The following is a 17,429-nucleotide window of genomic DNA, read 5'->3' as shown; positions in this document are numbered from 1 at the left end:
GTAGCACAAAACATTAAAAACCCGCCCACACAGCCCGAATTTTTCCAGTTAATATTCACCAGCTAAATATTTAGCAGCGTGTCTATCAAGGAAAAAGAATGACTATAAGAAAAACAGCGCTGGCGACAACGATCGGCGCAGCAGTGGCATTGGCTTCTTTCGCATCTCAGGCGGAAATCACCCTTCTGAAACAGGATCCGCAGGCGGGTAACCCGCTGAGCCGTCTGAACTTCACCGTTGGCGGCAGCATCCGTCCTCAGTTCCAGAACATGACCGGTGATGACGGCAAAAACGGCTACAAGCGTAACGGTTTTGACGGCGGTACCCGTTTCCGTTTCGCGGCAGACTACTACCTGTTCGATGACATCAGCTGGATCACCTACTACGAGCTGGGTGTGAACATTCCGGCGCAGTTTAACTGGGATAACCACTACGCCGACGGCGCGCACGACACCTCACGCCGTATGCTCTACACCGGTCTGAAGAGCGACACCTGGGGTACGCTGACCTTCGGCCAGCAGAACAGCGTGTACTATGACGTGGTGGGCGCGAAAACCGATATCTGGGACTACGACATGATTGGTCAGGCGTCGGGTAACGGGATCAACGGCGACTACGACGGCTCTTACCGTTCACGCCAGATGCTGAAGTACAAGAAAACCGTGGGCGATGCTGACATCTACGCCTCTTACCTGTTTGAAGACAGCGAATACCTGCCGGGCAACGGCCTGCGCTACAAGCGCAAAGGCGGCGGTTCACTGGGTATCGATTACCACCTGACCACCGATCTGACCTGGGGCGCAGCGTGGAACTACACCCGCGCGGACATGCGTAATCCGGACAACGGCGACAGCAAATCCTACGACCAGAACATTCTCGGCACCGCACTGAGCTGGACGCCGGATAACTGGACCTTCTCCGCAGGCGGCGGCTGGTATCAGAACTTCATGACCACCAAAAAAGTGTCCGTTAACGACTACTTCGCCGGTGATGCATGGGGTATTGAATACTTCGCAGGATACAAATTCCCGGTCGGTCAGTATGCGGTGAAATCCATTCAGCCGTACTTCATGGGCGACCGCATTGAGTACGTGAACGGCCGTAACTACCAGCGCATCGACAACGGCGTAGGTATCAGCTTCCAGCTGGACTACGGTTTCCGCGTGGATTACGAACACGTGTTCACCTCCAGCACCGACAACCTGGGCGACATGAACCTGGTGCGTCTGCGTTACGACTTCTGAGTTGTCATGTAGGGTGCGGCCTGATGCCCTCACCCTGACCCTCTCCCACGGGGAGAGGGAAAAAACATTAAAAACGGCAACCCAGGTTGCCGTTTTGCTTTTACCTCGCCACCCGGCTTTTTTCAGCGATCAAGCCACTCGGCAATTTCTTCGTACGTCCCGCGAAAAACAATCTTCTCCGCTTTCTTCTCCAGCTGATAGCCGTACATCGGGTCGTAATAGTCCTTCAGCAGCGGCACAAGCCAGCTGAAGTGCGCGTCAGTGCTTCCAGAGCGCTGTTGTTCCAGAAGCGCGGAATCCAATAGCGCGGTAAATTCCGCGAATCGTTGCAGCCCCAGACGACGGCGGATGGCGAACAGGCCGTGATGCAGGTATTCGCTGTAGGCTTTCCAGCCCGCTTCTTCACCGTAGGCGGCAGAAAAGTCGGCCCACATGTGGTCGAAATACTCTTCGCGCAGCCGCTCAAGACGGATCTCAAACGGATCTTCGACCACAACGACAGGCGCTTCCGCCATGCGGTCGCGCAGGCACTCCGGCAGGTGGTTAGAGCCAATCATCCGGCCCTCATCCTCCAGCACCCAGCGCGCGGCATCTTTTTTTAGCAGCTCGACGGCAAGGTGATTCTCGAAGCTCGCCTGAGAAAGTTGCGGGGTGAGCGTGCGGCCAAATGACGAGCCGCGATGGTGCGCCAGCCCTTCCAGATCGATGCCCTGCGCATGCTGCTTCACCAGCAGCGTTTTGCCGTTTCCGGTACAGCCACCGATAAGCACCATCGGTTTTTGTGACTGCTCAATCGTCACCTGAATTGCCGTCTGGCGCAGGGCCTTATAGCCGCCGCGGATCAGCGGATAATCGATTCCCGCCTCTTTAAGCCAGGCCTGGGAGATATGTGAGCGCTGGCCACCGCGCGCGCAGCAAAGGTAGCCCTTAGGATGGGCCAGGCTGGCTTCGCGCCAGGCGTTGATGCGCGCCTCTCGCGTCTCGCCGTTGACCAGGCTATGGCCGAGCGTCAGTGCGGCGTCCGGACCCTGGCGTTTATAGCAGGTGCCGACGGCGGCACGCTCGTCGTCGTTCATTAAGGGCAGGTTGAGTGCGGCGGGCATCGCACCCTGGACAAATTCGATCGGCGCGCGAACGTCGATTAAAGGGGTATCGGACGCGAGGATCGCGCGATAGTCCGTTCCATCGTTCATGGTGGTTCCAGAAGAAAGCTAAGCAGCAATGGGCGGGAATTGTACGCCGGGGAAGGGGAAGGTCAACTCCCCGGCGGGGGTTACTTACTTCAGTTTTGACTGCGCCCAGACAATCCCGCTCGCGTATTCTGGCGGTAGCAGGGGAACAATCGCTTCCAGCGTGGCGCTCAGGCGGTCCGTGTCGGTATCGTTCAGGTTCAGGTGGCCGACCTTACGACCCGGGCGCACCGCTTTGTCGTACCAGTGCAGGTGCACCAGCGGCAGCTTCAGCCAGTCGTAGTTCAGATCGGTGCCGATCAGGTTGATCATCACCGACGGGCTGGTCACCACCGGCTGCGGCAGCGGCAGGTCAGTGATGGCGCGCAGGTGCAGCTCGAACTGGCTGATGGAGGCACCGTTTTGCGTCCAGTGGCCGCTGTTGTGCACGCGCGGCGCAAGTTCGTTGATCAGCAGACCCGATGGCGTGACGAAACACTCCATCGCCATTACGCCCACATAGCCCAGCTCATGCATGATGGCAGAGAGCATCTCTTCCGCCTGCGCCTGCTGGTCAGCATTGGCCTGCGGGAAGGCGACGCTGGTGCGCAGAATCCCGTCCTGATGCAGGTTATGCGTTAGCGGGTAAAAAACGGTGTGCCCGTCATGCCCGCGCGCGCCCACCAGCGACACTTCACCGCTGAAGTTTATGCCCTGCTCAACGATGCACTCGCCGTAGCAGTCGTCCGGCAGCTCGGCGGTGTCGTTCGCGCGCAGGCGCCACTGCCCGCGACCGTCGTAGCCGCCGACACGACGCTTCACGATCGCCAGATCGCCCAGCATGGCGAAGACGTCATTCCACTCGCTTTTGTCGGACAACAGCTGCCACGGCGCGGTCGCAAGGCCGAGCTTGTCGAACAGCTGCTTTTGCGTGAGACGGTCGGCGATGATCGGGAAGACGTCGCGGTTCACAAAGGCGTTATGGCGCGCCAGCTCGCGGGTCAGGGCGGTTTCCGGCCAGCGTTCAATTTCGGCGGTGATCACGCTCTGATGGAACGGCACGGCTTCCGGCTCGGCGTCCAGCCCGACGGGCCAGACGGCAATACCCAGCGGCTCACCGGCCTGACGTAGCATCCGGCCAAGCTGACCATTACCAAGAACGCAAACCTGCTTCATGCTGCACCCCGCGGATCCGGGTTATCCAGCACCTCGTCGGTCTGGGCTTTACGCCACTCCGCCAGGCGTTGATGTAAGTCATTATCATGCGTCGCGAGGATCTGCGCGGCCAGCAGGGCGGCATTTGCGGCACCCGCCTTACCAATCGCCAGCGTACCGACAGGGATACCGCGCGGCATCTGGACGATAGAGTACAGGCTATCAACCCCGCTTAACGCGGCGCTCTGTACCGGCACGCCCAGTACCGGCACCAGGGTTTTGGCGGCAATCATGCCCGGCAGATGTGCTGCGCCGCCCGCACCGGCAATGATCACCTCGTAACCGTTCTCTTCGGCGCTTTCGGCGAAGCTGAACAGTTTATCCGGCGTACGGTGCGCGGAAACCACTTCGACGTGGTGCGGAACATTCAGGATTTCAAAGATTTCGGCGGCGAATTGCATGGTAGCCCAGTCGCTTTTGGACCCCATCACGATGGCGACACGCGCCGGATTATTGCGGGAAGACATGCGTCTTAAAACTCCTGTGGTGCGGAACACACTGCTTTCGAGGGCACAGAGAATAGCATGTAATACCGGCAAGGAAAACGGTTGCGTGGTCGTGAAATGGGCGAAAAAACGAGGAGGGTTAAAACGGGAAGGCGATCAGTTCCACACCTTCCGGCGTGACTTTGACCATCGATCCTTCGCTGTGCCAGGCGCCTAAAACCACGCGATGGGCGGGCTCGCCGTTGGCGATAAGGGAATGCACATCGGGACGATGGGTATGGCCGTGGATCAGCCACTGAACGCGATGCTTCTCCATCACCTTCACTACCGCCTGCGGGTTGACGTCCATGATGGTCATCGATTTGCTGCTGTTGGCGGCCTTGCTGCCCGCGCGCATTCTGGCGGCGATGCGGTTGCGAATAAACAGCGGCAGGGCGAGGAACACTTTTTGGATCCACGGGGTGTGAACTTTGGCGCGAAACGCCAGGTAGCCGGTATCGTCAGTGCAGAGCGTGTCGCCGTGCATGATCAGAATATTGCGGCCATAGAGGTCAAGCACCTGCTCTTCCGGCAGCAGCGTCATGCCGCTCTCGCGGGCGTAGCGCTGGCCGATCAGGAAATCACGGTTGCCGTGAATGAAATAGCAGGGGACGCCGGAATCCACCAGCGCTTTAATGGCCGCTGCCATCTCACGGTGCAGCGGGTTCGGATCGTCGTCGCCTATCCAGGCCTCAAACAGGTCACCCAGAATGTACAGCGCATCGGCGCTTTTCGCTTCACCGCGTAAAAAACGCAGAAAACCGGCGGTTATCGCCGGTTCTTCTGTTTGCAGATGCAGATCCGCAATAAAGAGTGTCGCCACGAATTACTCGCTGACGGTCACGCTTGTGATCACAACGTCTTCTTTAGGAACGTCCTGGTGCATACCGCTGCGGCCAGTAGAAACGGCTTTGATCTTGTCGACCACGTCCATGCCTTCAACCACTTCTGCGAATACGCAGTAGCCCCAGCCTTGCAGGCTTTCGCCAGAGAAGTTCAGGAAGTCGTTGTCCGCCACGTTAATGAAGAACTGTGCGGTAGCAGAGTGCGGGGCCTGAGTACGGGCCATTGCCAGCGTACCGCGGGTGTTTTTCAGGCCGTTGTTCGCTTCGTTTTTGATCGCTTCTTTCGTCTCTTTCTGGCGCATGCCAGGCTCGAAACCGCCGCCCTGGATCATAAAGCCGTTGATCACACGGTGGAAAATAGTGTTGTTGTAGAAACCTTCGCGGCAGTAGTCCAGGAAGTTTTTAACTGTTTCAGGCGCTTTGTCATCAAAGGTTTTGATTACGATATCGCCATGATTAGTGTGGAAAGTAACCATTTTTGCATCCTGTTCCGTTATTGTGGTGCGTCGACCCGTGCTCGGGTCACATATAGGGGCTTGTTATAGCATAACCACAGGACACGATCACCTTGCATTGTGTGCTGACCGTGCTCCGAATTATGGGTATTATAAGGAACAAACAATCCACACACGTGTTTACATGGAATCTTCGATGTTAAAAATCTTTAATACAATGACGCGCCAAAAAGAGGAATTTAAACCTATCCATGCCGGGGAAGTCGGCATGTACGTGTGTGGTATTACGGTTTACGATCTCTGTCATATCGGCCATGGCCGTACCTTTGTCGCGTTCGACGTGGTGTCCCGCTACCTGCGCTTCCTGGGCTATAACCTGAAGTATGTGCGCAACATCACCGACATCGACGACAAAATCATTAAACGTGCTAATGAAAATGGCGAAAGCTTTGTCGCGCTGGTGGATCGCATGATCGCCGAAATGCACAAGGATTTTGATGCCTTGAATATTCTGCGCCCGGATAGCGAGCCGCGTGCGACCCACCATATTCATGAAATCATTGAGATCACCCAAAAGCTGATCGAGCGCGGTCACGCCTATGTGGCAGACAACGGCGACGTGATGTTCTCGGTGCCGACGGACCCAACCTACGGTGCGCTTTCCCGCCAGGATCTGGACCAGCTCCAGGCCGGTGCACGCGTGGACGTGGTTGACGTGAAGCGTAATCCGATGGACTTCGTGCTGTGGAAGATGTCCAAAGCGGGCGAACCGAGCTGGCCATCCCCGTGGGGCGAAGGGCGCCCGGGCTGGCACATTGAATGTTCCGCGATGAACTGCAAACAGCTGGGCAACCATTTCGACATCCACGGCGGCGGTTCGGATCTGATGTTCCCGCACCACGAAAATGAAATCGCGCAGTCCACCTGTGCTCACGGCGGCGAGTACGTGAACTACTGGATGCACTCCGGGATGGTGATGGTTGACCGCGAGAAGATGTCGAAATCGCTGGGTAACTTCTTCACCGTGCGCGACGTGCTGAAGTATTACGACGCGGAAACCGTGCGCTACTTCCTGATGTCCGGCCACTATCGCAGCCAGCTGAACTATAGCGAAGAGAACCTGAAGCAGGCGCGCGCTGCGCTGGAGCGTCTGTATACCGCACTGCGCGGCACCGACAGGTCTGTTCCGGCCGCTGGCGGCGAGGCGTTCGAAGCCCGCTTCGTTGAGGTCATGAACGACGACTTCAACACGCCGGAAGCCTACTCCGTGCTGTTCGACATGGCGCGTGAGGTGAATCGCCTGAAGTCAGAAGATATGGCGGCGGCGAATGCGCTGGCGTCGCATCTGCGTAAGCTCTCTTCCGTGCTCGGCCTGCTGGAGCAGGAGCCGGACGTGTTCCTGCAAAGCGGCGCGCAGGCGGACGACGGTGAAGTAGCGGAAATTGAAGCACTGATTAAAGCGCGTCTGGAAGCGCGTCAGGCGAAAGACTGGGCGGCGGCGGATGCGGCGCGTAACCGTCTGACCGAGATGGGTATTATTCTGGAAGACGGCCCGCAGGGCACCACCTGGCGTCGTAAGTAAGTCCGTAATGCCCGGTGGCGCTTACGCTTACCGGGCCTACAGGTGAAAGTAGGCCGGGTAAGGCGTAGCCGCCACCCGGTTTTTTTTACCTTCTCTTCTTCCACCATAATACTCCCATCAGCACGATTCCCGGCAGCCACACCCACAGCAGTTCCGAGATAATCACCTGATGCCCGTACGGCGTGGTATAGCGCGACAGTGCAAACGGCACGACCTTAATCACCTGCCACGGTGCAAAGAAGCGCTCATCTGACCAGGGCCATAGCCAGCCGACGCCTTTCCCGCCGGTGGTAATCGAATCCAGCAGGCTGTGCGACAGCAGCGACACGGTTAAAAACAGCCAGCAGCGCGACAGGCTGGCCCGGAACCATCGACGCCCAGCCAGCACGCAAAGTATGGGCACTACCAAGGCAAACAGCAGCGAATGAGTGAAACCGCGGTGGCCGAAAATATTCCCGTAGGCGACACCGAATTTAAACGCCAGTACGTCAGCGTCAGGCAGCATGGCGAGGACGATCCCGGCAAACAGCAGGCGGGGTGGGATGACTTTGGTTCCGAGCCCTAAGCCCAGACACAGAGGTACGGCAGCGTGGGTGATAACGGTAGGCATTACATTTATCCATGGCAAATCATGGAAATATAGCAGTCATCACGCGCTATAAGACCCATGCTAAATTCTGAATTTACGCCGATTCCCGCGCGATAAGCTGGCCGGAGAGGGTAATACGCTGCGTTTGCAGATCCGGCTCCTTCAGCCTGCGGATCATCAGCCCTGCCGCCTGGCGGCCGGTCTCTTCGCTGGCAGACGAAACGTAAGTCAGTGACGGCGACGTGAGGTTTACGTGAAGCATATCTTCAAAACCAATCAGCGCCACCTGCTGGGTTAAAAACACGTCTTTGCCCACCGTGCGCCCCACCTGGTGAATGCCGGAGATCGAACCGATCATCGCGTCCGGCGAATGGCAGAGCAGGGCGGTAATCGTGTTGTTCTTCTCCAGCAGCTGGCGAGTCGCCATGGCCGCCGCCTGCGTATCATCGGTGCAGGCGGGAGAATATTCCTCACGCCAGACCAGGCCGTTCTGCGTCATCGCGCTGCGAAAACCGAGCAGGCGCTGCTCGCGAATACGGCACCCGTCGCGCCCGCCAATGTAGGCGATGGTGCGGTGCCCGCGCTCGATAAGATAACGCGCGGCCAGGTTCGCCGCCTGGCGGTTATCGCGCATCACCAGATTGCATTTCTCTTCCAGCAACGACTGCGAAACCGCCACAAGCGGCAGCGGGCATTGGCGAATGTGTTCCGGGAGAGAGGCGGCGCGGGTGTCCGACGCCAGATAGATGACGCCCGCCACGCCCTGCTGCTTAAATGAGAGCAGGGTACGCTCAAGATGTTCGTCGTCGTTCAGCGGCTGACCGAGAAAAACCATATAACCCTGTTTCTCCAGCTCCTGAACGATGCTCGCCATCACTTTGATGGAAAAGCTGTCGCTGAAGTCCCGCAGGATCAGGCCGATTAAGTTGGAGGTGTTGGCGCGAAGGTTGGCAGCGGCGACGTTATGAACATAGCCCAGCGTTGTGATGGCGGCATTGACCTTCCCGATCGTCGCCTCTGAGATTTTCCCTTTCTGGCGCAGCACCAGCGACACGGTAGAAACCGACACGCCCGCATGCTTTGCAACATCAATAATGCTGACTTTCTTCAAAACCGCTCCCTGAAATTTACCGATTATCAGCCAGATAAGAGGCGTACCCCAGCGTACAGGAGACGCCTCCTTCAGGCATCTTATTATTTGCCAATCATCGTGGACATGGTCTGGGCGATAAACTGTGCTCTGGCCCCGAAAATCACCTGTATCCCGTTGTCGCCAACAAACACCACGCCGCGCGCGCCCAGCCCGTTCAGCCCGTCCCGGTCCACCGCTTCGCTCTTCGCCACTTCCAGACGCAGACGCGTGATGCAGGAGCCGACGGAATCAATGTTCTGCGCACCGCCCAGCAGGCCGATGATTTCGGTGGCAAGTTCGGAATCGGACTTGTCATTCGCGCTGGCGGTCACTTCGGTGCGGCCCGGCGTTTTCACGTCGAAACGGCGGATCACGAAGCGGAACGTGAAGTAGTAAATCAGGGCCATAGGGATACCGATGATAATGGCGCTCAGGAAGTTGGTCTGATAGCCGTTAAACGACGGCAGGATCCCGAACGACAGGTAGTCGATAAAGCCCGCCGAGAACGACTTGGCGATGTGCGCATGCAGCAGGTACATGGTCATGTACGCCAGGCCCGCCATGATGGCGTTGAAGACGTAAAGGATTGGCGCCACGAAGATAAAGGTGAACTCTACCGGCTCGGTGATGCCCGTCAGGAAGCAGGTGAGGGCGGCGGAGAAGAGAATACCGGCCGCAATTTTCTTATTCTTCGTGTGCGCTTCATGGTACATCGCAAGGCACGCCGCAGGCAGCGCGAACAGCATCAGCGGGAACTCGCCCTGCATGAATTTCCCGGCGTTCTGGTAGGTATCGCTGCTGAAGGATTTCACCCCCTCTTCGAGCATCTTGAACCAGATGGTCTGGTCGCCGTGGATCACCTGACCCGCCTGGGTAGTGTAATCCCCGAACGAATACCAGAAGGAGGGATACCAGATGTGGTGCAGGCCGAGCGGGATCAACGCGCGCTCCACCAGCCCGAAGATAAAGGTCGAGGCCGCCTGGTTATCGCCGTTCACCACCACGGACAGGGCGTCGATCCCGGACTGAATATGCTGCCACACGTACGGCAGCAGCAGGCCGAGCAGGAACGACAGAAATGCCGTCGCAATCGCCACAAAACGCTTCCCGGAGAAGAAGCCGAGGAATTCCGGCAGCTGCATGGTGTGGAAGCGGTTGTAGCACCAGGCCGCGAGAATACCGCAGATCAGGCCGCCAAAGACGCCCATCTGCAACGTCGGAATGCCGACGACCATGGCGTATTTCCCGCCCTGGGAGGCCATTTCCGGCGTAATGCTCAGCACGGTGCTGATGGTTATGTTGGTGACAAACACCGATACCGCCGCAGAGAGTGCCGCAATGCCGGATTCCGAAGCCAGACCGACGGCAGAGCCGATGGCGAACAGCATCGGCAGGTTATCAAAGATAACCCCGCCGGCGTTCATCATCAGCGGCAGGTGGAACTTATCGCCGAAGGCCAGCAGCAGGCCCGCAGCGGGAAGCAGTGAAATTGGCAGCATTAAGGCGCGACCAATCATCGATAACTTAGACAGCGATTTAACAAACCCTGATATCAGACTCATGCTGATTTCCCCCGAGTAGCGCTTTTTCGCGCTGTTATTGTAAGTAGAACGTTTTAGTAGAACGTTCTACTTATCGTGGGGAAAGTCTGAAAATCGCGCAACATAATTTTCACGTTTCGCCAGAGGGAATAGTGATTATTTGAAGTTGATCGATAATTAACCGTGATGGGTGTGAGGGGATTGTGAGAGAAATTGCCGGGTGGCGGCTTCGCCTTACCCGGCCTACAAACGGAGACAGTACGTAGGCCCGGTAAGCGCAGCGCCACCGGGCATCAGACAGCTCAGGCCGTCACGGTCACGCTCTGACCTGCAAAGCTCACGGTCTGGCCCGCGACAATTTTGCAGCGCTTGCGGGTTTCCACCGTGCCGTCTACTTTTACCTGCCCGTCGGCGATGACGATTTTCGCCTGCGCGCCGCTTTCGCTCCAGCCTTCCAGCTTCAGCAGATCGCACAGCTCAACGTGCGGATGTTTACCTAAAGAAAAAGTTGCCATGATTACGCGTCCTCTACGTCGTGATACTCCTCGCACGCCTGCAAGGTATTCTGAATCAGTGTTGCTACCGTCATCGGGCCTACGCCGCCCGGGACCGGAGTAATATAGGATGCGCGCGCTGCGGCATCTTCATACACCACGTCGCCAACCACTTTGCCGTTTTCCAGACGGTTAATACCCACGTCCACGACGATTGCGCCCTCTTTGATCCACTCGCCCGGAATAAAGCCCGGCTTGCCGACCGCAACGATCAGCAGATCGGCGTTTTCGACGTGATGACGCAGGTTTTTGGTGAAGCGGTGGGTGACGGTGGTGGTGCAGCCCGCCAGCAGCAGCTCCATGCTCATCGGGCGGCCCACGATGTTGGAGGCGCCAATCACCACGGCGTTCAGGCCATAGGTGTCGATGTTATAACGTTCCAGCAGCGTCACGATGCCGCGCGGGGTGCACGGACGCAGGCGCGGCGCGCGCTGGCACAGACGGCCCACGTTATACGGATGGAAACCGTCAACGTCTTTGTCCGGCGCGATACGCTCCAGCACCTTCACGTTGTCGATGCCCGCAGGCAGCGGCAGCTGAACCAGAATGCCGTCGATCTCTTTATCGGCATTCAGGGTGTCAATCAGTTCCAGCAGTTCTGCTTCGCTGGTGGTTTCCGGCAGATCGTAAGAGCGGGAGACGAACCCCACCTCTTCACACGCTTTGCGTTTGCTGCCGACATAAATTTGCGAGGCCGGGTTGCTGCCAACCAGCACTACGGCCAGCCCTGGAGCGCGTTTTCCGGCAGCTTTACGCGCCTTCACTTTTTCCGCAACCTCAGAGCGCACCTGCTGCGCAATCGTTTTACCGTCAATAATCTTTGCTGCCATCAGAGAGAAGATTCCGTCTGTAACGTTAGAAAGGGGGGATTACCTGTATTTTGTCAGAAGCGAGCGCCGCTGTCAGTCACCCTTTACGAGATTTCATCGATGGCCCGCAAAACCCCTTCTCAGGGCATGGTCAATTTCTTAGAGGCGATTAGGATGTGACCTGGCAAAATGGCAGCGTTTTGACATATTACAAAATAGATTCCTGAGCTACTTTGTCCTCTCCGAAATAAGCCTTCAATTTTTTAATTGAACGTATTTCTTATTCCCGAATATGCGCGGGAAGGGTTATTTACATTTTAAAGGAATAGACATGAAACTCAGCAACATTGCTTCTACTGTTATTGCAACTCTGGCCCTGGTCGCGGGTGCCGCTCACGCAGAAGATCCGGTAGCACCTGTATCTGTAAACGGTGGTACGGTGCATTTTAAAGGTGAATTAGTGAATGCCGCGTGTTCAGTGAATACTGACTCTTCAGAGCAGACGGTTAATCTCGGCCAGTACCGTACCGCGAAATTCACTAAAGTGGGTGACACCACCTCCAATATTCCCTTCACCATCGAACTGAACGACTGCGATCCTGCGGTAGCGAAAACCGCTGCTGTCGCGTTTACCGGCCAAATCGACGCCACCGACAAAACGCTGCTGGCGGTAAGCTCCGGTAACAACGACAACTCCGCGAAGGGCGTAGGCATTGAGATCCTCGACAGCAAATCCTCCACGCTGACCCCGGACGGTGCAACCTTCTCTGCGGCCCAGAACCTGATTGAAGGGACTAACACCCTGAACTTCACTGCGCGCTATAAAGCCACGGCGGCGACCACCGAGCCGGGCCAGGCAAACGCGGACGCTACATTCGTAATGAAATACGAGTAATGCCTGAGTACAGGGATGTGGCTGGCCTCAGGGAAGAGGTCTTTTGATCGCCTATACCGGGAGCGAAGGATGACAAGGACTGGGATACTGCTGTGCGCCCTTGCGATTGCCCCAGCGGTAAACGCACATACCGTGGTCATTGACGGCGGCAAAGTACACCTCAGGGGAGAGTTGGTTAACGGCGGCTGCGCCGTGGCCCCGGACAGCCAGAATATGCGCGTGGATATGGGGCAATACCGCACAAACGCCTTTTCCGGCGTCGGCAGCTTTTCCACGGTTAATGTGCCTTTCACCGTACGTCTGCTGGATTGCAGCGTGGACGTCTCCCGCACCGTGGGGATCCAGTTCCAGGGAGTGACACCGGCAGAAGACCCGCAGGTTTTCCTGGCGACATCGCGGCCGGGGGAAAATGCGGTCAGCAGTGGTGTCGGGCTGGCGCTTTTTGACGAACAGCAACGTCAGATCATCCCGAACGCGACGGCGGTGAGCTGGTTACCCATTAACACCCGCGAGCTGGTATTTCATTTCAGCGCCCGCTACCGGGCAATTTCCGAACACCTTGTACCAGGCACTATTCAGTCGAATGTCTGGTTTACGTTGATTTATCCCTGACGCCTGCGAACTAATTATTAAAGGTACGGTTGTGATGAACACCCTGATTAAACCTGGACTGTTTTTAGCTTTTATTTTGATGATGGTTTCTGCCAGCGCGAATGCGTCCGGCGGAATTGCGCTGGGCGCGACGCGCGTTATTTATCCGGCCGATGCAAAACAAACGTCGCTGGCGATCACCAACAGCAATAAACAAGAGCGCTATTTAATTAACGCGTGGATAGAAAATGCCAACGGGCAAAAGGAAAAAACCTTTGCCGTCACGCCGCCGCTGTTTGTCAGCGAGCCGGCCAGCGAAAACACCCTGCGCATTATCTACGCAGGCCCGGCGCTGCCTGCCGATCGCGAATCACTCTTTTACATGAACGTCAAAGCGATTCCCTCCGTCAGCAAAAAACATCAGGACGGCAACAACGTCCTGCAACTGGCCATTCTGTCACGCATCAAGCTGTTTGTTCGCCCGGCTAACCTGGCGATGCCGCCGGAAGAGGCGCTCTCACAGCTGCGTTTTGAGCGCGTCGGCAACCATCTTCAGGTGAGCAATGCCTCGCCGTATTACGTCACGCTGGTCAATCTGAAGCTCGGCGGTCAGACGCTGGAGAACCTGATGGTTGCTCCGAAAAGCTCGGCGCAGCAGGTGCTGCCTGCCGCAGCGAGCGGCACGCTCTCCTGGCAGAGTGTGAATGACTACGGTGCCATTACGCCGGCGCGTAGCGTCAGCCTGTGAGCAGAGACAGGGCGATGAACACTCAATGGCGTTACTGCCCGGTTGCGCTGGCACTGATGGCAACGCTCTGGCCACACGCTGGCTGGGGTGAAAGCTACTTTAACCCGGCGTTTCTCTCCGATGACGCGGCGAACGTAGCGGATTTGTCGCGTTTTGAGAAAGGCCACCAGCAGGCACCGGGCGTCTATCGCGTCGATATCTGGCGTAACGATGAGTTTATCGGCACCCAGGACGTGCGGTTTGAGCAAGCCGACAACACGCCGCCGGTCGCGGGCGGTTTGTCGCCGTGCATTACGCGCGCGATGCTCGATCGCTTTGGCGTCAATATCGCCGCCTTCCCGGAACTGAGCAACGTGCAGGGCGAGACCTGCGTTCCGCTCACCACGGCTATTCCGGGCAGCGAAACGGCATTCAACTTCGCCTCGTTGCGCCTTAACGTCAGTCTGCCTCAGGTGGCGATGCAAAACAGCGCCCGCGGGTATATTCCGCCTGAACAGTGGGATGAAGGCATCCCCGCCGCGCTGCTGAACTACAGCTTCACCGGCAACCGGGGCAGCGACGACGACAGCTACTATCTGAACCTGCAAAGCGGGTTGAACTATGGCGCCTGGCGATTACGCAATAACGGCGCGTGGCGTTATACCGAAAGCAACGGCCAGCGGCACAGCAGCTGGCAAAATATTGGCACCTGGGCGCAGCGTACGGTCATTCCGCTAAAAAGCGAGCTGGTGCTCGGCGACAGCAACACCGGTAACGATGTCTTCGACAGCGTCGGTTTTCGCGGTGGTCGGCTCTATTCGTCCGACAGCATGTATCCGGACAGCCTGCAAGGCTACGCGCCTACCGTACGCGGAATCGCCCGCACCCCTGCCAAAGTGGTTATCCGCCAGAACGGATACGTGATTTACCAGAGCTATGTGCAGCCGGGGGCTTTTGCGATAACTGACCTTAACCCGACCTCCTCAAGCGGTGACCTGGAGGTGACGGTGGAAGAGAAGGACGGCAGCCAGCAGCGCTACACCGTCCCGTATTCCACCGTTCCGTTGCTTCAGCGTGAAGGACGCTGGAAATACGATCTGGTGGCAGGGGACTATCGCAGCGGCAACAGCGAGCAGGACACGCCGTTCTTTACTCAGGGTACGATGATTGCGGGTCTTGCCGACGGCTACACGCTGTACGGCGGAACGCAACTGGCCTCGCGCTATACCGCCATCGCCATTGGCGCGGGAAAAAACCTCGGTGACTGGGGGGCGGTGTCACTTGACCTCACCCATGCCCGCAGCCAGCTTGCCGATGACAGCCGCCATGAAGGGCAGTCTCTGCGGTTCCTGTACGCAAAATCCCTTAACGGATTCGGCACCAACTTCCAGCTGCTGGGCTATCGCTACTCGACCAAAGGCTTCTACACCCTCGACGATGTGGCCTGGCGCACAATGGAAGGCTACCAGTATGGCGACGATCAGGACGATGACGGCGTGCCGGACGTGCAGAGCTATCACAACCTGACGCTGAATAAAAAAGGACGTTTCCAGCTCAATATCTCCCAGTCTCTTGGCGATTACGGCTCGGTGTACGTCTCTGGCAGCCAGCAGAGTTACTGGGGTACCAGCGAGTCCAACGTCTGGTATCAACTCGGCTACGCCGGCGGGGTGAAAGGGGTCAGCTACGCCTTATCCTGGTCATGGAACAAGGCCGTCGGCATTGAAGGAACTGACCGGATCGCCTCGTTTAACGTCTCCGTCCCGTTCAGCCTGTTCACCCGTCACGGCTACCGTCGCGATAACGCGATCGACCGGGCCTATGCCACGGCCTCAGCCAGCCGCAACAGCGACGGTGATACCAGCTGGCAGACCGGGATCAGCGGAACGCTGCTCCAGGATCGTAACCTGAACTACAGCGTCACGCAGGGTCACACCAGCAATAACGGTGCCAGCGGCAGCGCCAGCGCCAACTGGCAGGCAACGTACGGTACGCTGGGTGTGGGCTACAACTACACGCGGGATCAGCACGACCTCAACTGGCAGCTCTCCGGCGGCGTGGTAGGGCATTCAGACGGCATCACATTCAGTCAGCCGCTGGGCGATACCAACGTCTTGATCAAAGCGCCGGGCGCGTCAGGCGTGAGCGTCGAAAACCAGACCGGCGTCAAAACAGACTGGCGTGGCTATGCGGTGATGCCGTACGCCACGGTGTACCGTTACAACCGCGTGGCGCTCGACACTAACACCATGAGCAACAACACCGACATTGAAAATAACGTTTCCAGCGTCGTGCCGACGAACGGTGCGCTGGTGCGCGCCAGTTTTGACACCCGCATCGGCGTGCGTGCGTTGCTCACCGTGAAGCGTGATAACCAGCCTGTGCCGTTTGGGGCGGTGGTGCGTGAGACGCAGAGCGGCGTAACCAGCATGGTGGGAGATGACGGTCAGATTTACCTGAGCGGGCTGCCGCTGAGCGGGGAACTGCTGATTCAGTGGGGAGACGGGAAGCAGTCCCAGTGTCGTGCGCCCTACAGCCTGCCAGAACAGAGCCTGCAACAGGCGATCACACTTAAGGGGATCCGCTGTGAATAAAATCCATTATCTGGGGCTATCCCTTCTGGCATTTTTGCCGCTATCTGAGGCGTTCGCCACCGTCTGCGTCAATGAAAATGGCGTGCCGACGGAGGTGTATTACGACCTGACGGATAAATTCAACAGCTCCAATAACCAGGTGGGGCAGATTGTTACACTCAGCGAGAAGTCCCAGTGGGTGGGCGTCAACGCCGTCTGCCCTAAGGGAACGTCCGGGAACACCACCAAGCGTAGCTATGTGACCGAATTCCCGGTCACAGGCACCAGCGATGGCTACCAGTATCTGAAGCTAAACGACTATCTGGACGGGGCGATGAAAATCACCGACAGCTACGCTGGCACGTTCTATCCACCCAGAAAGTACATTCAGATGGGGAGCCATCCGAACGTGTCTAAAAACAAACCGTTTGGAGTACAGGATTCCAGCCTCGTCTTTCGGCTTAAGGTGACCCGACGCTTTATCAATATGGTGGTGATCCCCCGGGCAATCATGTTCCGGGTTTACGTCACCACGACCTCCACGGATCCGCTCACCACGCCGGTTTATACCATCAGTTACAGCGGGACCATTCAGGTGCCTCAGAGCTGTGAGATTAATGCCGGAAATGTGGTGGAGTTCGATTTCGGAGACATCGGCGCCTCTCTGTTCAGTAAAGCGGGCATCGGAAATAAGCCGGAAGGGATCTCAGCGCAAAGCAAAACCATCGGCATAAAATGCACCAACGTCGAGGCGAACGCCATGCTCACAATGCGTGTTGAAGCGGAGAAGGTTTCAGGCAGTACGCTGGTCTCTGATAACGCGGATGTGGGTTTTGTGATTGCCAACAGTAATGGTGTGCCGCTGACGCCGAACAACCTGACCAGCAAAATCCCGTTCCGTCTGGACGATAGCGCACAGGCACAGGTGGGGATCCGCGCGTGGCCCGTCAGCGTGACCGGTAAAAAACCTGCCGAGGGGCGTTTTACCTCTCGCGGCTATTTACGCGTCGACTATGACTAAGG

At 57.5% G+C, this 17,429-nt stretch carries 17 protein-coding genes; 7 read left to right on the top strand and 10 right to left on the bottom strand.

The features are described 5' to 3' along the window. The first annotated feature begins 98 nt into the window (after positions 1-98). Positions 99-1,244, top strand: coding sequence for a porin (locus ACNQ0T_RS10170; protein WP_105322513.1), 1,146 nt, complete (start codon positions 99-101; stop codon positions 1,242-1,244). A gap of 122 nt (positions 1,245-1,366) precedes the next feature. Here the strand turns inward: ACNQ0T_RS10170 and mnmH are convergent, their stop codons facing one another. The 5 genes from mnmH to ppiB form a co-directional block, all read right to left on the bottom strand. Continuing rightward, entirely contained in the window at positions 1,367-2,437 is a 1,071-nt protein-coding gene (gene mnmH / locus ACNQ0T_RS10165; RefSeq protein ID WP_032624724.1) for a tRNA 2-selenouridine(34) synthase MnmH, read from the bottom strand. Between the two features lie 84 nt (positions 2,438-2,521). After that, positions 2,522-3,589 carry a 5-(carboxyamino)imidazole ribonucleotide synthase gene (purK, locus tag ACNQ0T_RS10160; RefSeq protein ID WP_023299480.1) on the bottom strand — a complete coding sequence of 356 codons (1,068 nt, stop codon included), beginning with the start codon at positions 3,587-3,589 and terminating at the stop codon, positions 2,522-2,524. Further along, the gene (gene purE, locus ACNQ0T_RS10155) at positions 3,586-4,095 is read right to left on the bottom strand and encodes a 5-(carboxyamino)imidazole ribonucleotide mutase (RefSeq protein ID WP_023299481.1); all 510 of its coding nucleotides are present in this window, start codon (positions 4,093-4,095) and stop codon (positions 3,586-3,588) included. The genes purK and purE overlap by 4 nt, the downstream gene beginning before the upstream one ends. Positions 4,096-4,213: 118 nt before the next feature. Next, positions 4,214-4,936: a UDP-2,3-diacylglucosamine diphosphatase gene (gene lpxH / locus ACNQ0T_RS10150; RefSeq protein WP_038415557.1), complete on the bottom strand. Its 723-nt coding sequence runs from the start codon at positions 4,934-4,936 to the stop codon at positions 4,214-4,216. A 3-nt stretch (positions 4,937-4,939) separates the two neighbouring features. After that, complete coding sequence (gene ppiB, locus ACNQ0T_RS10145) at positions 4,940-5,434, bottom strand: peptidylprolyl isomerase B (RefSeq protein WP_000256009.1); 495 nt, start codon at positions 5,432-5,434, stop codon at positions 4,940-4,942. A 175-nt stretch (positions 5,435-5,609) separates the two neighbouring features. Here ppiB and cysS point away from each other — a divergent pair, with 175 nt between their 5' ends. Next, entirely contained in the window at positions 5,610-6,995 is a 1,386-nt protein-coding gene (gene cysS, locus ACNQ0T_RS10140) for a cysteine--tRNA ligase (protein WP_022647300.1), read from the top strand. A gap of 85 nt (positions 6,996-7,080) precedes the next feature. Here the strand turns inward: cysS and ACNQ0T_RS10135 are convergent, their stop codons facing one another. The 5 genes from ACNQ0T_RS10135 to folD all read right to left on the bottom strand — a co-directional run bounded on the left by ACNQ0T_RS10135 (position 7,081) and on the right by folD (position 11,641). Next, on the bottom strand, positions 7,081-7,605 hold the full coding sequence (locus ACNQ0T_RS10135) for a metal-dependent hydrolase (protein ID WP_417929999.1): 525 nt from the start codon (positions 7,603-7,605) through the stop codon (positions 7,081-7,083). Between the two features lie 73 nt (positions 7,606-7,678). Next, complete coding sequence (gene malI, locus ACNQ0T_RS10130) at positions 7,679-8,695, bottom strand: Mal regulon transcriptional regulator MalI (protein ID WP_023299483.1); 1,017 nt, start codon at positions 8,693-8,695, stop codon at positions 7,679-7,681. Positions 8,696-8,778: 83 nt separating this feature from the next. Then, positions 8,779-10,278 (bottom strand): PTS transporter subunit EIIC, encoded by a 1,500-nt coding sequence (locus tag ACNQ0T_RS10125; RefSeq protein WP_003858916.1) that lies wholly within the window; start codon positions 10,276-10,278, stop codon positions 8,779-8,781. Positions 10,279-10,559: 281 nt separating this feature from the next. After that, positions 10,560-10,772 carry a ribosome-associated protein YbcJ gene (gene ybcJ, locus ACNQ0T_RS10120; RefSeq protein ID WP_022647303.1) on the bottom strand — a complete coding sequence of 71 codons (213 nt, stop codon included), beginning with the start codon at positions 10,770-10,772 and terminating at the stop codon, positions 10,560-10,562. Positions 10,773-10,774: 2 nt separating this feature from the next. Beyond that, complete coding sequence (gene folD / locus ACNQ0T_RS10115) at positions 10,775-11,641, bottom strand: bifunctional methylenetetrahydrofolate dehydrogenase/methenyltetrahydrofolate cyclohydrolase FolD (RefSeq protein WP_008499332.1); 867 nt, start codon at positions 11,639-11,641, stop codon at positions 10,775-10,777. Between the two features lie 310 nt (positions 11,642-11,951). Here folD and fimA point away from each other — a divergent pair, with 310 nt between their 5' ends. The 5 genes from fimA (at position 11,952) to fimH (ending at position 17,427) form a co-directional block, all read left to right on the top strand. Beyond that, positions 11,952-12,515, top strand: coding sequence for a type 1 fimbrial major subunit FimA (gene fimA, locus ACNQ0T_RS10110; protein WP_003858911.1), 564 nt, complete (start codon positions 11,952-11,954; stop codon positions 12,513-12,515). A gap of 69 nt (positions 12,516-12,584) precedes the next feature. Further along, positions 12,585-13,127, top strand: coding sequence for a type 1 fimbrial protein subunit FimI (gene fimI / locus ACNQ0T_RS10105; RefSeq protein WP_003858910.1), 543 nt, complete (start codon positions 12,585-12,587; stop codon positions 13,125-13,127). Between the two features lie 34 nt (positions 13,128-13,161). Next, positions 13,162-13,854 (top strand): type 1 fimbria chaperone FimC, encoded by a 693-nt coding sequence (gene fimC / locus ACNQ0T_RS10100; RefSeq protein WP_417929997.1) that lies wholly within the window; start codon positions 13,162-13,164, stop codon positions 13,852-13,854. A gap of 14 nt (positions 13,855-13,868) precedes the next feature. After that, positions 13,869-16,427 (top strand): fimbrial biogenesis usher protein, encoded by a 2,559-nt coding sequence (locus ACNQ0T_RS10095; protein ID WP_038415566.1) that lies wholly within the window; start codon positions 13,869-13,871, stop codon positions 16,425-16,427. Continuing rightward, positions 16,420-17,427, top strand: a complete 1,008-nt coding sequence (fimH, locus tag ACNQ0T_RS10090) for a type 1 fimbria D-mannose specific adhesin FimH (protein ID WP_022647309.1) — start codon at positions 16,420-16,422, stop codon at positions 17,425-17,427. Before ACNQ0T_RS10095 ends, fimH begins: the two co-directional genes overlap by 8 nt. The last annotated feature ends 2 nt before the right edge of the window (positions 17,428-17,429 follow it).

Source organism: Enterobacter cloacae complex sp.6700776 (assembly GCF_048284255.1).
GTDB lineage: Bacteria > Pseudomonadota > Gammaproteobacteria > Enterobacterales > Enterobacteriaceae > Enterobacter > Enterobacter intestinihominis.
This window is presented reverse-complemented; position numbering and strand designations above follow the sequence as displayed.